Genomic DNA, 22,119 nt, shown 5'->3' on the forward strand with positions numbered 1-22,119 from the left:
CTCATCAGTGAGTGAATTAAGCACCGGGGAAAAATTCCTCGTTAATGCCCTTGCTGATGCTATAGGGCGCCAGCGCATGCTTTATGCAGGGCGTAATGGCAATGTGAAGCGCACTAAGCTTTGGGACGAGTTTGGTTACCCCGATAAGCTTACTTTCGATAATTTCTATCGCCAGTATCGTCGCGGCTCTACGGGGTTTTCGGCGGTACACAAGCTGCTCGACGCTTGTTGGGTTGATCTGCCCACCATCATTGATGGCGACGAGGACAGGGAGTCAACAGCCACGACGGCGTGGGAAAAAGCCGTTACTAAGCTGATGAAAAAGCATTGGGCGAAAATCAAGGATGCCGATCGCCGCAATATGGTGGGCCGTTATTCTGCGTTATTGATTCAGGTGCGTGACAGCCGGGACTGGAGCGAGCCAATTGATGTCGATGTAGTGAAAAAACTCGGCAGCAAAGCACTGGTGAAACTCATACCAGCGTGGGAGCCTCAGATCCTGCCAGGCAACCTGGATATCGATACCTGGTCTGAAACTTACGGGCAGCCTGTAAGCTATCAGTTTAATGAGCAACCTGTCGGTGATGAGGGAACCTACAAGAGCCCGCGCTCGGTGCAGGTACACCCTGATCGCATCATTCTGCTTTGTGAAGGTTCTGAGGATGACAACATCCTCTCCGGAATTCCGCTACTGGAGGCTGGCTATAACGACCTCCTGGACATCGAGAAAACGAAGGGCGGCAGCGCCGAGGGCTTCCTGAAAAACGCGAGCCGTACGGTTGTGACTGAGTTTGATGAAAAGGTAAGTATTGATTCACTGATCAAGCAGGCGAAAGAAGCCGGTTATGACAAACTCAGTGACGCAATGAATGACAAGGTGTCGAAACTCAATAGCGGTACCGATGCAGCACTGGTTACCCAAGGAGGAAAAACCTCGGTACTCTCTGTCGCCGCCGCCGACCCAACGCCGAGCTGGACAGTTTCGGCAAACTCGTTCTCCTCAACAATTCAATGTCCGTTCAACATTATGTTTGGCAAACAGACAGGCAATCTCGCCTCTGAAGAGGATAAAACGGCCTGGGCGAATCGTTGTAACGGTCGCCGCTGGGGCTTCCAGTCAGACGTTATTACCCGCGTAATTGAGCGATTCTGGATGGTCGGCATTATTGAACCTCCCGCGTCCGGTGAGGTGTCATTGGTCTGGTCAGATTTACTGGCCCCGAGCGAGAAAGAAAAGCTGGCCAACATGGCGGTGATGGCTGACGTGGCGACGAAGACCCAGCAAGCCTTTGGCACTCCGGCTGTCGATGAGAACGAGGTGCGCGCCGTCGGAGAACTGGAGCCACGGAAGGAGCCAGAAACGCCAGACCCTAACGCAAAACCACCCGGTAAGGATCCGCTGACAGATGATGATGACAGTGCAGACCCGAATCGGGACGCCAATCGTACCGCGCAATAAAGCGGACCCCACGCAGTCAGCGCGGCAGGTAGGGCGAATGTTTCGTGACATCGATGAGCGCTATCTGACGATAAAGCGTCGTCTGAAAGCGCTGTTTGACCAGCGCCTGTCCGGGCAGTTTCGCGAAACTAACGGCGAGCAGTCCTGGCTGATGTGCAACAACGAGGGTGCAGAGCCTTCGCTGTATCAGATTAACGCTGGCCGCTATATCTACGACATGTCGGCTGCGCAACTTGCTGACCTGCTCCAGATTGTCCAGACCATCCTGGATGACGCTTTACTCGACGGTGGCAGTCAGAACCTCTGGGCGCTGGATTATGTTTCAGCAGAATATGAGCGAGGTACGCGCAACGCTTTCACCAACCTGTCAGTGCAGTCTCAGGCCTACGCCAGCCAGACCACATTGCAGCAACTGCTATCCAGCCCGGCCTACCAGAACCAGATAGCCAGCGCCTACATCAGTACATACAGCGACTGGAAGGGTGTCAGCGATGCAGCGCGTGTGGATCTGGCGAACGTCATCGCAGACTCAATAGGTCGTGGCGTTAACCCTCGTGAGACGGCCAGCGTCATCAGCAAGCGTCTCGATGTGTCGATGTCGAAAGCAAAGAACATCGCTCAGACTGAGCAGGTCGGCGCGCTGCGCCAGGCGCAGTGGAATGAAACAGACTGGGCCGCTGACCGTCTCGGGCTGAATACCGGGCTGATGTGGCTGTCTGCACTTAAGCCTACGACGCGGAGCTGGCACGCCAGTCGGCACGGCAGGGTCTACATCACGGAAGAGGTGCGTGATTTCTACGCCGAAAACGGCAACCGGTATAACTGCTACTGCAGCCAGATTCCGGTACTGCTCAATGACGACGGCAGCATATTCAACGAAGGGTTGGCGGATAAGCTTGCAAAAGAAAGAAAAAAGTGGCTCGCTTAATTAACTACGCACATCAATAGTTAAGGCGAGAAAATGGAAATTAAAAGTATTAAGTTTGAATGGAATAAAGAGCTTGAAAATCCGCTGTATAAAACCTATCGGGTTGTTTGCACTATCGTAACAAAAGCAGATGTTACGGTATCAGGTTCTACGGACGGTAGAATAGAGAGTACAGATTTATCATCTGATATTTTTCGAGCCTTAAGGCTGGATCGTCATGAAGAAGCTGAACATAGAGCTTTCCTGCAAGCAAATGAAATGCTCTTCTATGCAACGGGAGAGCGCTGCTATGAAAGACCGAGACGTCACAGAGAAGATTGAACCATAAACCCGCTTCTGCGGGTTTTTTATTGCCTGAAATTCACCATGAGGACCCAGCATGAAACGCAACCGCGTTAACGTGCTGACCGTCGTCAACTCCGCTTCAAACATCACCACTGAAACCGTCAACGGCAAGCCACATATCGTGGTTCGCGGCATCACGCCTGTCGTGGACGATATCGTGATGAATCGGAAGTTGTACCCGGCAGCAGAAATCGAAAAGGCCTACAACACGCTCGAACGTAACCCGATGCCTCTGGGGCACCCGAAGGTGGATGGCAAGCATGTTTCAGCGCGCGATGTTCAGGCGGTGAACGAGTACCACGTCGGGGCCTGGCTGCAGAACGTCAGCCACAAAGACGGGAAGGTGACGGGCGACATGTACGTTAATCGCCAGTACGCCGAATCCAGCGATAAGGGCCAGCGCCTCATCAACCGCCTGGATGAGATGGCAGTCGGTACCAACTCCGACCCGATACACATCTCAACCGGTCTGCTGTATTCCCGCATAGCCGCCAATGGCGAATCGAAGGGAAAGAAATACAACGAAATCGCCACCAACATGATGTTTGACCATGTCGCGGTGCTGCTTGATGAGCCCGGCGCCGGTACGCCGGAGGAGGGCGTGGGCATCTTCGTTAATGCCGAAGGTGATGAGACTGAAATTGAGGTCTGCAACCTTCAGGACGCGATTGTTAGCGACAACCGTAAAGACGGATGGCTGAACAAAATAAAGTTCTTTGTCGCTAATGACGGCGGGATGTCCTTCGACGAGATCGCCGCATCGCTGCGTGAAGCAATTCGCGCAAACACTCCTGATTCTTGGCGCTGTGTCGTCAGCATTTACCCGGACTATCTGATTTTCGAAGAAGAGAAGAAGACCACATCTGGCCGGAATCTATTCAAACAGAAGTACCTCATCTCTGACGGGGCAGTATCGCTCGTCGGCGAACCTGTAGAAGTCGTGCGCAAACCAACTGAGTACGAGATTAAAACCAACGGAGAGAACGATCCGATGAAACAACTGATTATCAATGCGCTGCAAGCCGCTGGTAAGCCGACCGAAGGCAAGTCCGACGCCGAGCTGATGGACGCTTACAACCAGATGAAGGCCGACGAAGCCGCCGCCAAGAAAAACGGCGACGAAGAAATCGACCCGGCAACCGGCAAGCCGAAGAAAAAAGAGCAAACCACCAACAGCGAAGAGATGCCAGTCTGGGCGAAAACTCTCTCCGATCAGGTGGCAGCGCTCAACAGCCAGTTCAGCGCAGGCGCAGAGACTGAGAAGGCAAGCATGCGCACCGCGGTGAAAGCCAAGTTCGGCATGACCGATTTGGCAGTCAATGCCCTCGACGGCGAACCGCTGAAAGAGTTGTTCGCGCAATGCCAGACCTCAACCGGCCTGAATGGTGCATTCCGCCACCAGGCAACTAACACCCAATCAGTCAGCGAAATGCCGGAGTAAAAAATGGCTAAAGACGGAAAACACGTAATCCACGCCGGTGGCGTATTCCCTAACCCGCTGCTTAACCGTGAAGGTGCGGCGGCAGCGGCCACCAAGCCGGGCACCGTTGGCTTCTTCTCAGCAGGAAAATTCACTGCCTCCGTGGATGGTAACGAAGAAGCGATCCTGTATGTCGCTGATTTCGATTATCTGCGCTGCCAGACGGTTGATGATTCAATCCCCATCAACGAGCTGGTAGTCGCCATCCACCCGATGCAGGGCATGTTTCTGAACGTGCGAGCCGCTGCCGGCACGTACAAAAAAGGCCAGCCGTTATCCATCGCAAACGGCCAGGTGAAAGCCCACGCTTCTGGCGAGTCCATCCGCGCATATGTCGAAGAAGACACGGCGTACACCGTTGCTGCAGGCGATCTGCTGCGCGTCGTTATCAAGTAAGGAGCATCTGAATGCTTGTATTTTCTCGCTCTATCGGTGAACGCACCGGTAACCTCGAAGTCAACCAGGCGCAGTTCCGCGAGCTGGAGATGGCGCGCAACATGAGCTCGCAGTCTGTCGCTGACTTCATTGCCCGTGCTCGCTTCGGTGAAAACGGACATCTGGACGCGGTGAACGCTGTCGACGATATCCGCCGCATGTACCGCGCGTACGACCAGACAGTTCTGGCACAGTTCGAACCGAACACCGAGTTCACCCTCTTCAACGACCTGATGCCACTGTCACGCTCTGTCCGCCTGGAAGAGTCCGTGTATGAATATGCGCGTACCGGCGGTCGTGGCTGGGCGCACACTTCCATGTCCGGCCAGATTGGCGCGGCGCTGGATGCCCGCGCTTACAGCTTTGACGGCACCATGGTTCCGGTGCACGACAGCGGATTTAAGTTCCACTGGCGTGATCCGATCTTCAACAAAGGCTCTGCTCTGGCATCCCTGGCTGATGCGCAGCGCGGTTCTGTTGATGATGTGCGCCGTAAAATCGTGGAATACATGTTCAACGGTTTCCGCGACTCAGAAGGAAACTTTGTTACTTTCGACGGCAAAACATGGAAAGGCCTGAAGAACGATGAGCGCGTCGGTCAGGTTGATTTGGGCGCAGCTGGCCTGAACATCGACTTCTCCAGCCGCACTACAACCGCAGAACAGAACCGAAACGGTGCGATCGCCCTGCGTGACACCATGAAGATCACCAATAATCAGTACGCTCCGCAGACCTGGTACGTATCCAGCGAGATCATGTCCAACTGGGAGCGCTATTTCAGCGACAATTACCAGTCCGGCACCATCCTGCAGGAAATCCTGAAGCTGTCCGGCATTGCCGCAGTGAAAGAAGACGCCGAACTCACCGGCAACCAGATTTTGGTGGTTCCGCTGACTGCCGGTGTTATCGCTCCGATAACTGGTCAGGCCGTGGGAACTGTTGCTGACCCACGTCAGTTCTACAACAGCGACTACATCTGGCGCACCTGGGGCGCTATGGGCCTGATGGTCAAGCAGGATATCAACCTCAAACATGGCGTGCTCTTCGCGAACAGCTAAGGAGAAAAGAATGGCACTGGTAGAAATCACAGCAGGTAACGTCTTCGCCGGTGCCAACCTCCGCAAACTGGAGGTTGGTGCGGTCGTGGAAGTGGACGATGCAACAGCAGCGCGCTGGAAAGCGTCTGGCAAAGCAAAGGACACTGACAAGAAGAAGGGCGAAAAGTTGGTGTTTGAGATGGCAACGCCGTCAGCACCGTCAGGTGATTTGTCTGGCCTGCAAAAGCAACTCGCCGACGCGCTGGAGCAGAACCAAAAGCTAATCGCCGACGGTGAAGCAAAAGACAAGGCACACGCCGACGCGCTGGCAGCAGAAAAGAAACGCGCGGATGATGCCGAAGCCGCGCTGGAAGAACTGAAGAAGAAGGTGAAATAACAATGGCGACCCCAGTTACGGCTGACGACGTGAAAGGCTTCCTCTCCGAATTGGGGTATGCCATCCCTGACGCTTTGCTTACTCCGATCCTCTGCGTGGTGAACAAGATTATCCCTTGCCTTGAAGGTGCAGGATATGACGACTGCACCGCGCAGCTCATTCTGATTTACGCAGCGGCTCTGATGGCAACATCATCCGGTGCGCGCCGTATAAAATCGCAAAGTTCGCCATCTGGTGCTTCGCGGTCGTTTGAATACGGAGATGATGGCGTAACGTGGCTTCGAAATACGTTGTCCAGACTCGATATCAGCGGATGCACTGGTGAGTTGCCAATCAGTGCCGGAAACAGCGTGGGCTTCTTTGATGTGGTTGGTGGCTGCTGATGGAATGGAAATCCGTTAAACAGGCAATGCCGCGCTCATTCGCTAGGGTATGGGTGATGACCGACACCGGGCGGCAAACTACCGGCTATGTCAAATCGGACGGCGAGTGGTTCATCAACTGCCCGCGCATCCGGGCGACTGGCGCGAAGTTACTGCGCTGGAGGGAGGGCTGATGTCATCGGCAGCGAACTGGAGTTACACGGCGAAGGCCACTATCTGGCGCAAGCTGGCAGGTAAAGATGAATACGGCGATCCAATGGGCTACGCAGCGCCGCAAGTCATCATGTGCGATTACCACGGGGGGTTGTCGAAACGCCTTGCCAGCCTGGGCGCTGAAATCGTCGTGAAGAATACCGTCTGGACTGAGTACGCACTGGCCGACGCCGGTGACTACCTCCTGATTGGTGAATCTACCGACGCCGATCCGGTTGCTGCTGGCGCTGATGAGGTGCGGCAGGTTATCCGCTACGCCGACACATTTGAGCGAGTGGCGGACGATTTCGCGATACTGACGGGGGTTTAACCATGGGCATCAAAGTGAAGGGCATTGCCCAGGCGAAAAAACACCTGAACGACATCATCAACGACGTTCAGGGCCGGAAGGCTGTCCGCGCCATCCAGTCGGCGATGATGCTTATCGGCACCCGGGCGGCCTATTACACCCCGATCGATACCTCTACGCTGGTTAACAGCCAGTTCAGGGAAATCGATGCAGGAGGCGTGGTTATTACCGGGCGCGTCGGCTATTCGGCAAACTACGCGGCGTATGTCCATGAGGCATCCGGCAAGCTGAAAGGCCAGCCACGTGCGCACTTCGGCGTGACCAGTAACCGGTCTGAATTCGGCCCGCAGAAACCGAAAGAGTTCGGCGGTGGGACCGGAACGGGCAACTACTGGGATCCTCATGGAGAGCCGCAATTCCTGACCAAAGGCGCTAATGAAGAGCGCGATGCCATAGATGCAGTGATGCGCAAGGAGCTTTCGCTATGACACCCCTGATGCACGAACGGGTGCGTAACATGTTCGGCGAAGCCGGGCTAACCACCGGTTTCACGGTGCAGCAGCTGATGTACGACGACCCGGGCGACCTGTCGAAGGCGATCATGGTATTCAGGCCAAACGGCGGGTCAAACATCCGTACCGATCTCGGGTCGGAATACCACGTCTTGGTTGACGTCGTCGGCGCGAAGGACAAGCGCAAAGACGCGCTGAATGCCGTGCAGCGTATCGTCGATTACGTCCAGATTAACCCAATGGCTGACGAGTGTGTCGGTTACATTCAGAACATGGGCGCCATTCCCGCGCCGGTGCTTACTGAAGAAGGGCGAATAGTCTTTCGACTCCAGTTCGCCTGCACTTACGGCGAATAGCCATACCAACCAAATAACCCGCTCCGGCGGGTTTTCTTTTTTATACGTCAAAGAGGAGTTTCAAATGGCTAACTGCCCTAACTCGAACGAGCGCCTTTTCGGCGGTGCGGTCGTGCTGGAAGTCGCTGATGGCTGCCCGGATGTCAAACCGCTTGAATCTGAGTGGAAGGCGCTGGCGGCTGGTACGTCGAAGGGCTTCGACTTCAATCCGAACTCGGTCACTTCTGATGCGGATGACGGCGGCGGCTATGTCGAAACCATCATCACCAATAGTGACTTCACCCTTAGCTTTGAAGGCGAAGTGCGCAAGAAAGATAAGCTCGATCAGTACGGTGTTGGCAAGTTCATCAAGTATTTCGCTGACGAACTGAAAGCTAAGCGCCAGCCTGGCATCTGGGTGCGCATGGACTACGGCCCGGTTGAATTCATCGGCTACATGAACATCAACGCGCTGAGTTCTGACGGCGGCACCAACGACATCGTCACGTTCTCCACCGAGTTCAAAGTCGGCGATGCCAGTACCATCGAAGTTAACGAAGTGACGGCAGTGGCTGTGACTGGAGTAACGGTGACCCCAGCTACCAGCACAGGCGCGGCAGGCGGCACCAGCACCTTCACGGTGAATATCGCTCCAACCGGCGCGACGAACAAAGATTTCACCGTCGCATCAACCGATCCAACTAAAGCCACTGCCAGCGCCTCCGGTACCACCGTCACGGTGAACCGCGTCGCCACCGGCAGCGCGCAGATCATCATCAACACCGAAGACGGCAACTTTGTGGCCGTGCATACGGTTACCGTTACCTAATGGACATTCCAAAGGGTGGCTTCGGCTGCCCTTGATAATGCTCGTTACCCGGGAAAGAAAATGAATGCACTAATAGATATCGGTGAGTTCTCTGTGAGTGATGGCCGTGACGGAGGAAAAGACTACCTGCTGCGGCCTTCCTTGATGGCTATGACGCGGATCGGCAATCCTGCGGAGATTGTTCAGGCTTATGCCACCGTGCACGGTAGCGATGTCGCCGCCGGCATCAAGCTCTGTACTGACACTCTTGGCCGTTTCCCAGATTGGCTATCGCCTTCGATGAATCGCATCGCCGAACGGCTGCTGTCGCTGAGTATGCATATCATGCAGGCCTGCTGTGATGATGATCTCACCCCGATGATAGGTGAGTGGAAGGGTTGGAGACGGTACGTTGTTTACCGGCCCGGGCAGATGCCGAGAAACGACATTATAGTACTGGCACAGCACCTGATGCAGCATGGCATCGTAGGTAAGGCCAGTGTTCGCCGCCTGCAGCGCCATGAGTCAGGCGAAACGACGAACGAGTTTAAGGCCTTCGACTACATCAGCGCGGCGCGGAGCCACTTCGGCATGAATCGGGATGAGGCGGCGGCGCTGACAATGACAGAGTTTCAGATGATGCTGGCTGCCAAATACCCTGACCAAAAAGGCTTCACTCGGGAAGAGTACGACGCGGTGGCCGATGACTATTTGGCGCGGAAAGCTAGGCGAATGTCAAAAGAGCAAAAAGCCCACTGAGGTGGGCTTTTTGGTGTCGAAAAAGTCTATATGCGATCCCAATCTCAAAGAGCACAAAATGAAGATAGATTTAATACCGCCTAAAACGAACTCAGAAGCTCTACAAAAGGCGTTCATTTAAGGTGCATCCTGGTACACGCCTGTTTTAGGTGTTTTAGGGCGCTTTTTAGTGACTTTATGGTGGCTCTGAATTCAACCAAGAGTTGAAGGATTACCCTTAAGGTAATACACTTTTGAACATAAAAACTAGAACGAATCACTTGCAAAGCCAATGGCTTTGCTTTTTTGTCACCAAAAACAGTTAGTAAGGGAATAATGAAGGTTCTGCAACCAAAATCCGGTGAGCTCATTGACTTGCTTAGTGAGTCTTTAATCCAAGGTAAGAACTTGCTCAGCGAATTTGAAGTCCATCGAATCATCAAAGAGGCCCGTAAGTTGCCTGAGCGTTATCAGGGGCTTTCGATCGAGGGGCTTGCAATGATTGTGTGCGATGAACTTGAGCAAGGTTACGAACTTCTGGACAGAGCTTTGGCACTAGCCCCTTTGGATGTTGTTTCGTGGGGGAATTTTTCTCGCGCCTTAGGCAACAAAGCAATTTATAGCAAGCAAATCGAGGTGCTAAAGCGAGCTATAGATGTATGTGAACCTGATATAACTAAAGAGGCTTTGGTTGTTGGTGCTTTTTGGGCGGACCTTGACTTACTTAGCAAGGCGGTTCATATGGCTAAATCTATGAATTTGAAACTAACTGATTCTGCTGCAAATGCGATCTCAGTTTATGAAAACCTCCTTGGCTATGGTGATGAGGCGAGGGACGTTATCAATGTTGCACGTGCAGCAATGTATGTTGCTGAAAAGCACAAGATCCCTTCTGATGTGAGCCGTATAGATTCCACTGATGATGGAATTATCTCATTTAGTATTACTCTGCAAACCAGTGATCCCGCTTATCTTATAACACTCAATAATGAGTTGATCGATAAGATGGTCGAAGAAGGGTTAGAAATCAGTAATTGCGTTGGTTTTTTCGAACCGGGCGGTGAGTAATGGCAGTTGATTTCTCCTGTTTTATAGAAATCGCAAAATCCTCTACTGACAAAGATGGTGAGCTGTGGACAAGGAATGCTGTCAGCAGGGCTTATTATTCCATGTATCATTCGGCCCTTCGTGTTGTTCATGGCGATGTCCCAAGCCATAACAAGGATGGTGAAAAAATCTCTGGTGGCGTTCATGCAAGGCTTTTTTCCTATTTGTGTGATGGAGAGGCTGCGGAAAAATATCAACTGGATCCGATAACCCTTAAAAAATTGGGTCTAAAATTAAAAACATATCATTTCCATAGAGTTGCTGCAGATTACAAACTAGATCAAAAAATGCAAAGGATCACTGCTATTATGAGTATATCGGAAGCAGAGGAAGTAAACCGCTTGGTTTCCGAGTTAATGGAACAGAATAAATAGGCCCGCCATTTGGCGGGTTTTCTGCTTATTGAGTCCAACAAATCATCGCCGCCGTTGCGCTTGTGCTATTCCTTAATAGGATGTGATCACTTTTACCGATGGGGATAGGGATATGAAGAGCGTTTTTGCATTCGGGCTTTTAATGGTCTCTGGGTTGGCCGTGGCTAGTGAAAAGTTATCATGCGAGTATTCGGTTGGTGATTTGTCTGCATCTCCAAAACTTTTCATTAAAGGCAATGCAAATGTGTTATTTGACGGAAAGATCTTTACCGCATACAGACCAGATGGTTCTTATGTCATATCACCTCCATTAAACGAAAAGAAAAATGGAATGATTTTACTTGATGATAAGACAAAGGTTTTTGCTGCCAGTATAGATAGGTCTAACTTTGCCATATCTGACAGAATAAAAAAAACTACAGAGCAATGGGCAAGATGCTTATTAGATAACGATAAAATAGAAAACGATATAACGAAATCAGACGTCAAAAAACAGATGAATAGAATTGCATCCATCCCATGGGGAGGAAAAGAGGCAAATAAATTTTTCCTCAAAGAGACTCACCTTTTCATGCTGCTTGAATGCGGATGGGCTGGTAGCGTAGGGTTTTCAACAGGCTCTAAGCCGCTTGTTATGCTTGGGGATTCATACTATCAAGGTGATAAATCATCATTTAAAAACGGTGAATATTTTATTACTTTCAATGGTGGATCAATGCGAGTTGCATATAACCCACAGAAGGTTAGCGGGTATATATCAGATGCACATAGTTTTACTCCGTGTGCGGCAGTGCGCTTAGGAGAAGACTAATTAAACTGTGAATTGAATCAACTAGCCCCGCTCCGGCGGGGTTTTTTATTGCCTGGAGAAAAGTAAATGGCCGCAGAACAGGATGCAGGAAGTATCGTTTACACCGTGAGTGCTGATGTCGAGCCGCTGCTTATTGGACAGAAGCAGGTCAATGAACGCCTGGATCAGATGGAAAAAAAGTTTGATGCATCCACGAGCGCAATTGGCAGGACAGAGAAGTCTATGTCTGGTTTGTCGCGCGTCGCAGTTTCTCTTACCGCGGCATTGTCCGTACAGCAGGTGGCTGCATATGCTGACGCATGGGCTACTGTAAGCAACAAACTCTCCAACTCCCTTCGCCCTAGCGAGCAATTGGTTGATGTAACCGAACGCGTTTTTAATATTACTCAGCAAACCAGAAGCAGCCTTGATGCGACGGCATCACTTTATGCAAGACTCGAAAGAGCAACGCGCCAATATGGGACCAGCGCGGATGACTTATCCAAACTCACAACAATAATTAACCAGGGGTTTGTTGTCTCAGGAGCCACTGCGCAAGAAGCTGAGAATGCCATCATTCAGTTGTCTCAAGGGTTGGCATCTGGTGCTCTACGTGGTGAAGAATTCAACTCTGTAAACGAACAGGGTAACCGCCTTATCGTTGCTCTGGCTGATTCGATGGGCGTCAGCATCGGGCAAATGCGTAATATGGCTGCGCAGGGTAAGTTGACAACCGATGTTGTTGTGAAAGGACTACTTTCGCAAGGTGCCACCATTGGTAATGAATTTGCCAATACCACGACGACTATCAGCCATGCTTTACAGGTTGCAGGAAATAACATCACCAAATTCTTTGGTGAAAACTCTACCGTTAAAGCCGGTGTGGCGGTATTTAACGACTCCGTTATTAGCGTGAGTGAAAATATTTCCTCATTAAGTTTGGTTTTGACTGCCGCCGCTGCTGTTATGGGGAGTCGCTACGTTGGTGCATTGACGATCGCCACTGCGGAGAAGGTTAAAGCAGCCGCAGCAGCAAGAAACCAGGCTGCGGCCGAAATGGCGGCCGCACAGGCTACAGCGAATAAAGCGGCCGCTGATCTTCGGGCCGCTGCGGTCACTAAAGAGCGTGCGCTGGATGAGATTCGCCTTGCTGAAATGATGAAGTTAACGGCCATTAGTGCGACAAATTCTGCCGCTTCCGAACAACGCCTGTCAGCCGCTAGAATTGCAGCTACTGCTGCCGTAGCCAATTACAACAGGGCGCTAGTGGCAAGCAATGCCGCCCAGATTGCAGCATCTGCTGGTTCCAGTCTTGCAAGCAGAGCGTTGCGGTTAGTTGGTGGTGCTGGTGGCGCAGCTATGCTTGCGGCTACCGCTATCTTCTACTTTTCCCAGCGCGCAAAAGAAGCAAGAGATGATGCTAATAATCTCGCTGACGGCGTGAACGAGTTGAGCACTAAATTCCAGACGATGTCTCACATAGAGTTGTCAGCATCAATCGCTAAAATGAGCCAAAGTCTCCCTGAATTAAGTGACGCCGTTGCGGACGCGAAAAAAGAATTTAATGACGCAACTTATGCCGTCCAGTTTCAGCAAAAAGAAATTAATAATTGGGGTACAAATACTACGCGCGGAAAGCAAGCTGCCGAGGCCTTGGGTGGAGTGCAAGATAAACTTGCTATTGCAACATTGAATCTGGAAAGAGCGCAGAACCGGCTTAGCCAGACCCAAAACGCTATTAACATTGGACGCGCTACGCTAAACGGAACTATGAAGCAAGGCATTGATTTGCTTCGTCGCGATGGTGAACAGGCTGGCGTCGCTGCTGGGATGATGAGCAAGTTGGGGGATATGATTAATTTTGCTACCAAAGCAAAAGACAAATTTAACTCCAGCAGCCTCATGGTCGACCGCCCGAAAGATATTCAGGATTATTTAGACAAGCAGCAAGATCAAATAACCCTTCAAGGTGAATTCAACGAGAGAAAACGAGCTCAGTTAAAAGCTGAGCAAGACATCAGGAAACTTGCAGCAAAAGACAACGCATCGCCAGAGGATACCGAAAATTATGTCAGGTTAGCACGTGAGCGTGCTGGTGCTGATTTTGATCAGATAAAGGCTGAGGAGGCGCGGAGAAAGGCGGCAGCAGAGGCAGAATCGCAGGGTAAAAAGTCAGCAAATCAGGCCGAGTCTATCGCGCAGAAACTGGCGAACCTCAAACAGCAGTCAGAATTGGCGGCTGATTCTACACAAGAGCTAAGTCGTGAGCAGGCCATTCTGACCGCCCAGCAATCTTTAGGGAAAGGTGCCACGCAGGAGCAGATTTCTCTTGCCGGGAAATATGCCGCTGAGAAATGGGACACTGCTAATGCCATTAAGGCACAGGCAGCCGCAGAGAAGCTTCTGCCGGAAGCGCGGGAAAACGCCACCTATAAGCAGGATGTGCAGGATCTGAATACAGCCCTGACTGCGAAGAAAATCAGTCAGGAACAGTACAATGAGACCGCAGAACGCCTGGAGGCTACGCACCAGGATAATCTTGCCAAAATACGCGCTCAGATAGCGGTAACGTCGCAGCAGGAAGCGGCTGGCACCGTTGACCCGGTGCAGCAACTGGCAAACGAGAACGCTCGCAAACTGGCTCTGATTCAGCAGTATGAGCAGCAGGGCGTATTAACCCATCAGAACGCGCTGGCGCTAAGAGCGGCCGCTGATACTGAATACGAACAGGCTCGCATCGCCGCGCAGTGGGAGATTTACCGCAATCAGAGCGCGGGCAATGAATTGCTGGCGTCTTCACTTGAGGGGCTTCAGGGGGGAGCAACCAATGCACTAACTGGTCTGATTAATGGAACCCAGAGCCTGCAGGAGGCAATGGCTAACGTCGGCTCAACCATTATCAATAGCGTTATTGGCAGCCTCGTAGAGATGGGGATGCAGTGGGTTAAGAATCAGGTAATGGGCCAGGCAACAGCAGCTGCATCTCTGGCGGCTACTATGGCACAGGCAACTGCCGCTGCGTCTGCGTGGGCCCCTGCAGCTATCAGCGCATCTATTGCAACATATGGCAGTGCAGCAGCAGTAGGTCAGTCGGCCTACACATCCTCACTTCTTGCCGCTAAGGGTTTGGCTATTGCTGGCGCTCGCGAGCACGGCGGCCCGGTATCCGCTAACGCAATGTACCGCGTGGGTGAAGGCGGTAAGCCTGAAATCTTCAAAGCATCGAATGGCAGCCAGTACATGATCCCAGGCGATAACGGCAAGGTCATCAGCAACCGGGATATGCAGGGCGGCGGAGGGACCGCTTATCACTACAGCCCGACAATCCAGATCAACGGTAATCCTGATGACAAAACCATTGCGCTGGTGGAGGCAGCTGTTGCCCGTGGTGGCAAGCAGGTCTACCAGCAAATCAGCGGCGACCTGGCTGCAGGCAAAGGCAATGTGTCTAAAGGTCTGCAAAGTGGCTGGACTACCAAACGGAGAACCGGTTAATGGGTAAGCAAACCGACATCAACTACCCGCACGAATACCTCCCTTTAGCCCAGCGAACCGGCCTCGGTTACCAGCCTGTCAGTCCATTATTGAGAGCTGAGTTAACCTCGGGCCGCGCCAGGCAGCGACGAAAGTACACGTCGACGCCGACGCAGGCCGGAGTGACCTGGATTTTTAATGAGGTGCAGTCGCAGCTGTTTGAGGCGTGGTTCAGGGATACCCTGACCGACGGCGTAGCCTGGTTCAACATGCGCATTCGTGCGCCGATTGGGCTTGATGATTACGCGTGCCGGTTCGTTGATATCTACCAGGGGCCGACGCTGATCGGTTTAGGGTACTGGCAATACAGCGCCACGCTTGAATTATGGGAGCGTCCGATCCTGCCGCCAGGCTGGGGTGACTTCCCGGACTTCATCATCAACCAGAGCATCATTGATTTGGCGCTGAACCGGGAGTGGCCTGAAGCATGACTGCAATTAACAGGCTCTACGCGTCCTCGGGCAAAGAGGTGATCATCCCTACGCTTGAGATAGTGGTTGGTGACGATACGTTCTGGCTAACGCATGGGTATGAGGACATTACCGGGACGCTGGAGGATGGGCGCACGGCAACCTTCATTGCCTGCGGCATCGACCTTGCATTGCCTGCAAGGAATGCCGACGGCACGCAGGACTTACAGTTTGCCATCAGCAATATCGAGGGCCTTGTGTCGACGACCATCAGGAAAGCCCTGCCCGTCATTAAAGGGTCTGTCCTGACATATCGCTGCTACACGTCTGATGACCTTACTGCGCCAGCAGAGGTGCCTTTTTCGCTCAACATCAAATCGGGATACTGGACCGCTTCCGAGGTGCAGATTACCGCCGGCTACATGAACGTGCTGGACACGGCCTGGCCTCGTTACCGGTACCTGCTCAACACCTTCCCGGGCCTTCGCCACATCGCTGCTTAAGGAACACCATGTTCAACATCGATAAATACCTGACCGTCAAATGGCGGATGGGGGGCCGAACTTATCCGGTTCTCGACTGCTACGGCATCGTTCATGAGGTGCGTAAAGACCTTGGGCTTCCCGCCTGGCCGGTGCTCGAGGGCGTGATTAAGGACGATTCGATGGATGCGACGGCGCGCGGAGTGCTCAGGGAGGCAACCCGGTGCGGGCCTGAGCATGGCGCGGTGGCGGCCTGTTACAAAGGCGGGCTGATATCTCATGTCGGCATCGTGGTGTTGCTCGACGGGCAGTTGCAGGTTATCGAGAGCAACCCACGCAATAACGTGACCATCCTGCCGCTGGCGCGCTTTGAGCGCCGCTATGTGAAAGTGGAGTATTACCAGTGACCATCAGATTCTATCCTTCACGACTCCCGGGCGAGCCGCTGGAAACTCACGCACACAAGAGCATGACGATTGACCGCTGGCTGGCGGAAAACGTCACTGACTACAAACTGGATATGCAGCACCCCATCACGGTGGATGTCGACGGGCGGGCGGTGCCGGCAGAGCAATGGGCCGATGTCGTTATCGAACCAGACAGCGACGTGCGCATTTATCCGGTACCGGGAGAAGCAGTCTCCGCGTTTATGGCGGCATACGGCGCTTATGTTGCCCTGGCCGTTGCCGTAGCCAGCGTCGCTTTCTCTCTGTACATGATGAGCCAGCTGGACAGCGCAAACCAGAATGCGCAGAACGGCGACCAGCTCGACCTGAATCCAGCCAAAGCGAACTCCGTGAAGCTGGGCGACCCCATCCGGGAGGTGTTCGGCAAATACCGGGTTTACCCGGACTACATCCTGCAGCCCATCAGTCGGTTTGATTCTGCTGATCCTGAGGTATTCCGAACCAGCATGATGCTCTGCATCGGCGTGGGAAATTTCAGCATCCCCCAGTCAGGTATTCGTATCGGCAGCACGCCGGTGGCGAGTTTCGGTACTGACGTCGCTTACACCATCTACCCGCCCGGCGCGAACGTGGGCGCTGACACCCGGTCAGAAAACTGGTGGTCATCCACGGAGGTAGGGGGAACGTCGAGCGGGTCGGGGCTGGATACTAACTCCACGGCGCCGGACTCAATCTACGTCAGTTCGGACGCGGTGCTTTTCGACGGCAACACCATCACGCTGATTGGCGTCAGCAATGAAAACGGCGATGACGACGACAGTTCAGACGACATTAGCGTGCCGAGTTCTTGGGTGGTGGGCACTGTCATTACTGTTGTTGCGCCGGACAGCTATGTCATCAGCGCTGATGGTGGCTACAGCGTTATTTACGGTGACTTCACCGAACTGGTGCCGGTTGTGGGCATGCCGATCACGCTGACCTTCAACGATAACAGTTATGACCTGTTTGTAGCGTCCTACACTGCCGAGGTACCGCCGGTGCCGGGTGTCGGTGGCACTGCGGCGAGTATTACGGCCAGCGCCGCGCCGTCCACCTACGACTTTACCGCCACGCCATACACGTTCACCATTACCTGGCAGGGATTCACCTATACAGTCAGCCTGGTAACCAATTACGTGAACATGAGCGGCCTGGTAAACGTAATTACAGATGCCCTGACCGGTTCGGGGCTGGTGGCTATCGACAGCTCGGGCAAGGTGGTTATTCACGAACTGTCGAGCCCTTTCACTGGCGGTACGATTGTCAACTCAACGCTGCCTGCCGCCGTATTCGGTACCAGCCCGGTGAATGTGCATGGCGTGGCATCGAGTGGTGGCGCTGCGGGCGTACCAGCGCATATTACGCTGGCGTACACGTCAGCGACGGGCAAAGCGTTCACCGGCATTCCTGCGGGCACCCAGCGACTTTCGGTAATGTATGGCACCGGGGCGTTCATCATTACGACGGTCGATGATGCGACCATTACCGTGGCGCGCCTGCTGGTGACTTCTGATGGCTCAACTGTGGTGGATGCTTCATGGCCCGGATTCACCAGTCGCACCGTGCTAGATTCGATTGTGTCTGGTGATAACGATGCGGAAAACTGGCTGGGGCCGTTCCTTGCCTGCCCGGACGGCGAGACGACGACAGTTATCGAAAGCAACTTCATCTTCCCGAACGGTCATATTCAGTACAAAAACGACGGGTCCTCAAAATCACATAGTGTCCGCGTGCTGGTTCAGTATCGTAATGCTGCGCTGGGCGGCAGTTGGTCGCAGGCTGCCTATGACTTTAAGAACAAAACAGCGAACGGACATGGATACACACGGCGTATCAGCGGGCTGGCTGCCGCGCAGTACGAAGTCAGGGTGCGGCGTACTACCAAAATAGGGGGCGCGAAGACGGTCAATGCAGTCTACTGGCAGGCGTTGCGCTCCCGGCTATCGAAGCGGCCATCCTCCTACGCTGGCGTAACCACCATGGCCCTGACCATCCGCACTGGTAATCGCCTGGCCAGTCAGTCGGATCGGCGAGTGAACGTTGAGGCTACCAGGCTGTATGACGGCTACACTTCGCGCTCTATCAGTGGCGCGCTGATGCATGTTCTGACCTGCCTGGGCATGAGCAATATCGACACGGCCACCATCAACTCACTGGAAAACATCTACTGGACGCCTCGTGGTGAGACCTTCGACTTTGAGGCCGCTGACAGCAGTGCGTCAGCGCTGGATGTTCTGAAAATGATTGCGAATGCCGGAATGGGGTACTTCCTTCTTTCGGACGGGCTGGCGTCCGTAGGACGTGAGGGGGTTAAAAACTGGGTGGGCGCCATCACCCCGCAGGAGACAACAGAGGCGCTACAGACGGCGTTTTCTGTCCCGTCGCAGGACGATTACGACGGCGTGGATGTCACGTATATCAACGGTACCACCTGGACTGAGGAAACGGTGCAGTGCCGTACCTCAGACAATCCGACCCCGGTGAAAATCGAGAGTTACAAACTGGACGGTGTCGTCAGTCAGGACAGGGCTTACCGCATAGGCATGCGACGCCTGATGAAGTATCTGAACCAGCGAATGACATTCACCACCACTACGGAGATGGATGCGCTTTGCTACAACTACGGCGACCGCCTGGTGCTGACCGACGATATACCGGGCAGTAACACGCTCAGTTGTCTGGTGGTTAACGCTTCACTGTCTGGTTCGCTGCTGACGCTGGAAGTCAGTGAGCCGCTCGACTGGTCATTCACCAGTCCGCGCGTGATGTTGCGCCTGCAGGATGGTTCAGCTACGCCCTTATTGACGCCTGCACGGGTCGACGATTACACCCTCACACTGGCATTAACCAGCTCGCTCAACTTTAATGAGTGGATCCTGGATGACCCGGCAGTAGAAATGCCGCGTCTTATTTTTTATTCATCTTCCGAGACAGGCTACGACGCAATCGTCACTGAGATAGCTCCGCAATCAGACGGAACCTGCCAGGTGACGGCGTCTGAATATCAGGATTCTTTTTACGCTTTTGACGACGCCACATACCCCGGCGATGTCATTTAATCACAACACAATAAAATAACCCGCTTCGGCGGGTTTTTTTATGCCCGGAGCGAGCATGACCAAATACGCCACCCTGAATCCGCTGGGGTCTACCAGCCCGTATGATTTATTCGACAACGCGCAGAATTTTGACTTTGCAATTAACGATATTACCAATGCTTTCTGGCAGGATCGCTTCGGGCGTAGTCGCCAGACCTGGTACGGGCTTGAGCAACTGGCTAAGGCGGCTATTGCTGCTTTCGGCTATATCACTTTGGATTCGTTCCAGGCTGGCGCCACGCTAACCCTGCCTAACCAGGTTCTCCGCGATACCAGCACTGGAGAGTATTACCGCTGGGATGGCGCATTCCCGAAAACTGTTCCGACAGGTTCAACGCCTGCCAGTTCAGGCGGAGTGAGCCTGGGGGCCTGGTTAGGAGTAGGCGACGCCGTTCTGCGCAGCCAGATTACAAATCCGGCAGGTGCGACGCTGTATCCCGAATTACAACTGGCGCGCTGGCGCGATACTGGAGATGTGCGCGGATGGGGCGCGGTCTCGGGTGGGGTGACACTTTGTGACTCATTCTTTCAGGCAGCAGAAGCGGCTAACAAACCTATCTACGTACCTGTCGGGATGTGGCGTATTTCAACGCCGATGGCACTCGGGCAAAAGGCACAATATTACGGCCCAGGTGTGCTCGTCTTTGATAACGCTGAATGGTGGCGACGCGGTGGGTCTTCAGGTTCTGTGAGCGTAAATGAGCGCTATACGCTGCTCTATGACTACCCGGATAAATCGGCTGTTTCACTCACCTTCGATGGTGTTAGCGTGGCGTTCACCTGGGTTGACGACCGCACCATTGAGGCTGCTGGAACAGCAACAACAGTCAATGTAAAAATCAACATTGCCAAAGGTTATCTGCGATTAGGTTCATCTGCAGAAATGACCCGCTCCTATAATCTTTTTGGTAACAGTGGTGGTGGCTCAAAAGTAGACCCACAACTTACCGATCCGATTACTCAGCCTACCGGGTATAACAACACGGCGTATGGTGCAAGGTCGATGTTAGATGTTGAATCCGGCGTCAATAATTCCGCCTTCGGTTCACGCGCTCTGATGACTAATAAGGTAGGAAACAATAACACCGTATCGGGTTTTCAGGCTGGTTACCGACTGAATGCCGATGGCAATACTATTATGGGTTCAATCGCCGGTGAATGGTTGATGAACGGGCGATACAACTCCCTTTTCGGTGCCGTGGCTGGTGGCAAACTGACTGACGGTAGCTTCAACTGCTTTTACGGTGCATCCGCAGGCGGGGAAGGGGGTTCTGACCAATACGTTGTCGCGATGGGGTATCGTGCTCACGGAAATGCGGGTGACTATTCGCAGTCAAACAGCATTTACATCGGTTCTTTTTGCGGTGATTTCAACATTGGCTCGAATAACACTTTTGTTGGTTATCGCGCAGGTCAGTGCACAGGCGCTGCAACGTCCCCAGGGGCTGGAACGGGGCATGACAATACGGGCATTGGCATGTACGCGATGGCCGCAAACCTGGCCGGTAAGCAAAGTGTAGTCGTGGGTGCCGGGGCGGCGACCGCTGCCAGTCTGGTGGAGCGCTCTGTCGTTATTGGGTTTGAGGCCTGTACTGCCTCGGTATCACTGGGGCTTTTCACTGTCGCTATAGGGCATTCTGCACTCAAGTCAGTAACGGGAGATAACAACCTTGCTGTAGGCACAAACTCTCAGCTGGCAACGAAAACGGGTACGGGAAATGTCAGTGTAGGGAACGGATCACTTATCACGAATGAGACCGGAAGTAACAACACCGCGCTGGGTTTCAATGCGGGACGCCTGACTTTATCTGGTGGTAGCACCATTAACTTCAATAACACGATGGCTCTTGGAGCAGATGCAAGAGTATCAGGGGACAATCAAAACCAGGTGGGTAATTCAGCAAGTACCACCTACGTGTACGGCACTGTACAGAATCGTTCAGACCTGCGTGATAAATCCGATATAAGAAACACCGAACTGGGGATCGAGTTTATCCTTGGTTTACGCGCAGTTGATGGTCGCTGGGACCTGCGTGATGACTATGTTGAAGTGATTGAAAAGACTCGCACGGTACAGGTTCCGGTTGAAAAGGAAGTGGATGGCGGGTTGATCATGGTAATGGAAGACCGTGAAGAAACGTACATCGAGCAGACGATTCAGCATACACCCGATGGAACGCATAAGCGGCAGCGTTTCCACCACTGGTTCATTGCACAGGAAGTGCAGTCACTTTGCGAATCATTGGGAGTGGAGTTCGGCGGCCTGCAACATCACTCAGTTAATGGTGGCGAGGATGTGTATTCGCTTGGTTATGACGAATTTATTCCACCTGTGGTTAACGCTGTTCAGGCGTGCTGGAAGCGTATGGATGAGCTTGAAGCTCGTCTGGCGAAGCTTGAGTCTCAGTAATTATCATCAATGTCCTGCAGATGTGACCTGACGATCAGCGCGACCAGAAGGACGAACACGGCAAGGATGCCTATAAGCCACATACATTCACCCTGCAAATAAAATGGAC

The 22,119-nt window shown here is 53.1% G+C and carries 22 protein-coding genes; all 22 read left to right on the forward strand.

Annotation, left to right across the window (positions count from 1 at the left end):
• The first annotated feature begins 7 nt into the window (after nt 1–7).
• The 22 genes from M1D91_RS10745 to M1D91_RS10850 all read left to right on the forward strand — a co-directional run bounded on the left by M1D91_RS10745 (nt 8) and on the right by M1D91_RS10850 (nt 22,010).
• A complete protein-coding gene (locus M1D91_RS10745; protein ID WP_437431965.1) occupies nt 8–1,459 on the forward strand; it encodes a DUF1073 domain-containing protein in 1,452 nt (483 codons plus the stop codon).
• The gene (locus tag M1D91_RS10750) at nt 1,407–2,387 is read left to right on the forward strand and encodes a phage minor head protein (RefSeq protein ID WP_437431966.1); all 981 of its coding nucleotides are present in this window, start codon (nt 1,407–1,409) and stop codon (nt 2,385–2,387) included. The genes M1D91_RS10745 and M1D91_RS10750 overlap by 53 nt, the downstream gene beginning before the upstream one ends.
• 33 nt (nt 2,388–2,420) lie before the next feature.
• Complete coding sequence (locus M1D91_RS10755) at nt 2,421–2,708, forward strand: hypothetical protein (RefSeq protein ID WP_147320649.1); 288 nt, start codon at nt 2,421–2,423, stop codon at nt 2,706–2,708.
• A gap of 58 nt (nt 2,709–2,766) precedes the next feature.
• A complete protein-coding gene (locus M1D91_RS10760; protein ID WP_437431967.1) occupies nt 2,767–4,173 on the forward strand; it encodes a DUF2213 domain-containing protein in 1,407 nt (468 codons plus the stop codon).
• A gap of 3 nt (nt 4,174–4,176) precedes the next feature.
• On the forward strand, nt 4,177–4,608 hold the full coding sequence (locus M1D91_RS10765; RefSeq protein ID WP_117386162.1) for a hypothetical protein: 432 nt from the start codon (nt 4,177–4,179) through the stop codon (nt 4,606–4,608).
• Nucleotides 4,609–4,619: 11 nt separating this feature from the next.
• The gene (locus M1D91_RS10770; protein ID WP_437431968.1) at nt 4,620–5,705 is read left to right on the forward strand and encodes a major capsid protein; all 1,086 of its coding nucleotides are present in this window, start codon (nt 4,620–4,622) and stop codon (nt 5,703–5,705) included.
• A gap of 10 nt (nt 5,706–5,715) precedes the next feature.
• Nucleotides 5,716–6,081, forward strand: coding sequence for a hypothetical protein (locus M1D91_RS10775; RefSeq protein ID WP_437431969.1), 366 nt, complete (start codon nt 5,716–5,718; stop codon nt 6,079–6,081).
• 2 nt (nt 6,082–6,083) lie between these two features.
• Nucleotides 6,084–6,464 (forward strand): DUF7370 family protein, encoded by a 381-nt coding sequence (locus M1D91_RS10780; protein ID WP_437431970.1) that lies wholly within the window; start codon nt 6,084–6,086, stop codon nt 6,462–6,464.
• A gap of 172 nt (nt 6,465–6,636) precedes the next feature.
• Complete coding sequence (locus M1D91_RS10785) at nt 6,637–6,987, forward strand: hypothetical protein (protein ID WP_437431971.1); 351 nt, start codon at nt 6,637–6,639, stop codon at nt 6,985–6,987.
• Nucleotides 6,988–6,989: 2 nt separating this feature from the next.
• Nucleotides 6,990–7,454, forward strand: a complete 465-nt coding sequence (locus tag M1D91_RS10790; protein WP_437431972.1) for an HK97 gp10 family phage protein — start codon at nt 6,990–6,992, stop codon at nt 7,452–7,454.
• Nucleotides 7,451–7,834 carry a phage tail termination protein gene (locus M1D91_RS10795; RefSeq protein ID WP_437431973.1) on the forward strand — a complete coding sequence of 128 codons (384 nt, stop codon included), beginning with the start codon at nt 7,451–7,453 and terminating at the stop codon, nt 7,832–7,834. The genes M1D91_RS10790 and M1D91_RS10795 overlap by 4 nt, the downstream gene beginning before the upstream one ends.
• 64 nt (nt 7,835–7,898) lie before the next feature.
• Nucleotides 7,899–8,642 carry an Ig-like domain-containing protein gene (locus M1D91_RS10800; protein WP_437431974.1) on the forward strand — a complete coding sequence of 248 codons (744 nt, stop codon included), beginning with the start codon at nt 7,899–7,901 and terminating at the stop codon, nt 8,640–8,642.
• Nucleotides 8,643–8,702: 60 nt separating this feature from the next.
• Nucleotides 8,703–9,380, forward strand: a complete 678-nt coding sequence (locus M1D91_RS10805; RefSeq protein WP_437431975.1) for a DUF6246 family protein — start codon at nt 8,703–8,705, stop codon at nt 9,378–9,380.
• A 315-nt stretch (nt 9,381–9,695) separates the two neighbouring features.
• On the forward strand, nt 9,696–10,427 hold the full coding sequence (locus M1D91_RS10810) for a hypothetical protein (RefSeq protein ID WP_437431976.1): 732 nt from the start codon (nt 9,696–9,698) through the stop codon (nt 10,425–10,427).
• Nucleotides 10,427–10,840 carry a hypothetical protein gene (locus M1D91_RS10815; protein WP_437431977.1) on the forward strand — a complete coding sequence of 138 codons (414 nt, stop codon included), beginning with the start codon at nt 10,427–10,429 and terminating at the stop codon, nt 10,838–10,840. Before M1D91_RS10810 ends, M1D91_RS10815 begins: the two co-directional genes overlap by 1 nt.
• A gap of 112 nt (nt 10,841–10,952) precedes the next feature.
• Nucleotides 10,953–11,651 (forward strand): hypothetical protein, encoded by a 699-nt coding sequence (locus M1D91_RS10820; RefSeq protein ID WP_437431978.1) that lies wholly within the window; start codon nt 10,953–10,955, stop codon nt 11,649–11,651.
• A gap of 66 nt (nt 11,652–11,717) precedes the next feature.
• Nucleotides 11,718–15,125: a tape measure protein gene (locus M1D91_RS10825; protein ID WP_437431979.1), complete on the forward strand. Its 3,408-nt coding sequence runs from the start codon at nt 11,718–11,720 to the stop codon at nt 15,123–15,125.
• A complete protein-coding gene (locus M1D91_RS10830; RefSeq protein ID WP_437431980.1) occupies nt 15,125–15,595 on the forward strand; it encodes a hypothetical protein in 471 nt (156 codons plus the stop codon). Before M1D91_RS10825 ends, M1D91_RS10830 begins: the two co-directional genes overlap by 1 nt.
• Nucleotides 15,592–16,077, forward strand: a complete 486-nt coding sequence (locus tag M1D91_RS10835) for a DUF1833 family protein (RefSeq protein WP_437431981.1) — start codon at nt 15,592–15,594, stop codon at nt 16,075–16,077. The genes M1D91_RS10830 and M1D91_RS10835 overlap by 4 nt, the downstream gene beginning before the upstream one ends.
• Nucleotides 16,078–16,085: 8 nt before the next feature.
• Nucleotides 16,086–16,463, forward strand: a complete 378-nt coding sequence (locus M1D91_RS10840; RefSeq protein ID WP_437431982.1) for a nitrite transporter — start codon at nt 16,086–16,088, stop codon at nt 16,461–16,463.
• A complete protein-coding gene (locus M1D91_RS10845) occupies nt 16,460–19,561 on the forward strand; it encodes a host specificity factor TipJ family phage tail protein (RefSeq protein ID WP_437431983.1) in 3,102 nt (1,033 codons plus the stop codon). The genes M1D91_RS10840 and M1D91_RS10845 overlap by 4 nt, the downstream gene beginning before the upstream one ends.
• A 55-nt stretch (nt 19,562–19,616) precedes the next feature.
• Nucleotides 19,617–22,010: a tail fiber/spike domain-containing protein gene (locus M1D91_RS10850; protein WP_437431984.1), complete on the forward strand. Its 2,394-nt coding sequence runs from the start codon at nt 19,617–19,619 to the stop codon at nt 22,008–22,010.
• Nucleotides 22,011–22,119 lie beyond the last annotated feature (109 nt).

Source organism: Enterobacter sp. SA197 (genome assembly GCF_054131575.1).

Bases quoted from the DNA above. Each gene is read 5' to 3' on its own strand.
- M1D91_RS10810 (WP_437431976.1), top strand. From the start codon at position 9,696: ATGAAGGTTCTGCAACCAAAATCCGGTGAGCTCATTGACTTGCTTAGT.
- M1D91_RS10775 (WP_437431969.1), top strand. From the start codon at position 5,716: ATGGCACTGGTAGAAATCACAGCAGGTAACGTCTTCGCCGGTGCCAAC.
- M1D91_RS10780 (WP_437431970.1), top strand. From the start codon at position 6,084: ATGGCGACCCCAGTTACGGCTGACGACGTGAAAGGCTTCCTCTCCGAA.
- M1D91_RS10795 (WP_437431973.1), top strand. From the start codon at position 7,451: ATGACACCCCTGATGCACGAACGGGTGCGTAACATGTTCGGCGAAGCC.
- M1D91_RS10785 (WP_437431971.1), top strand. From the start codon at position 6,637: ATGTCATCGGCAGCGAACTGGAGTTACACGGCGAAGGCCACTATCTGG.
- M1D91_RS10800 (WP_437431974.1), top strand. From the start codon at position 7,899: ATGGCTAACTGCCCTAACTCGAACGAGCGCCTTTTCGGCGGTGCGGTC.
- M1D91_RS10755 (WP_147320649.1), top strand. From the start codon at position 2,421: ATGGAAATTAAAAGTATTAAGTTTGAATGGAATAAAGAGCTTGAAAAT.
- M1D91_RS10840 (WP_437431982.1), top strand. From the start codon at position 16,086: ATGTTCAACATCGATAAATACCTGACCGTCAAATGGCGGATGGGGGGC.
- M1D91_RS10850 (WP_437431984.1), top strand. From the start codon at position 19,617: ATGACCAAATACGCCACCCTGAATCCGCTGGGGTCTACCAGCCCGTAT.
- M1D91_RS10815 (WP_437431977.1), top strand. From the start codon at position 10,427: ATGGCAGTTGATTTCTCCTGTTTTATAGAAATCGCAAAATCCTCTACT.
- M1D91_RS10825 (WP_437431979.1), top strand. From the start codon at position 11,718: ATGGCCGCAGAACAGGATGCAGGAAGTATCGTTTACACCGTGAGTGCT.
- M1D91_RS10770 (WP_437431968.1), top strand. From the start codon at position 4,620: ATGCTTGTATTTTCTCGCTCTATCGGTGAACGCACCGGTAACCTCGAA.
- M1D91_RS10790 (WP_437431972.1), top strand. From the start codon at position 6,990: ATGGGCATCAAAGTGAAGGGCATTGCCCAGGCGAAAAAACACCTGAAC.
- M1D91_RS10750 (WP_437431966.1), top strand. From the start codon at position 1,407: ATGATGATGACAGTGCAGACCCGAATCGGGACGCCAATCGTACCGCGC.
- M1D91_RS10765 (WP_117386162.1), top strand. From the start codon at position 4,177: ATGGCTAAAGACGGAAAACACGTAATCCACGCCGGTGGCGTATTCCCT.
- M1D91_RS10820 (WP_437431978.1), top strand. From the start codon at position 10,953: ATGAAGAGCGTTTTTGCATTCGGGCTTTTAATGGTCTCTGGGTTGGCC.
- M1D91_RS10830 (WP_437431980.1), top strand. From the start codon at position 15,125: ATGGGTAAGCAAACCGACATCAACTACCCGCACGAATACCTCCCTTTA.
- M1D91_RS10805 (WP_437431975.1), top strand. From the start codon at position 8,703: ATGAATGCACTAATAGATATCGGTGAGTTCTCTGTGAGTGATGGCCGT.
- M1D91_RS10760 (WP_437431967.1), top strand. From the start codon at position 2,767: ATGAAACGCAACCGCGTTAACGTGCTGACCGTCGTCAACTCCGCTTCA.
- M1D91_RS10835 (WP_437431981.1), top strand. From the start codon at position 15,592: ATGACTGCAATTAACAGGCTCTACGCGTCCTCGGGCAAAGAGGTGATC.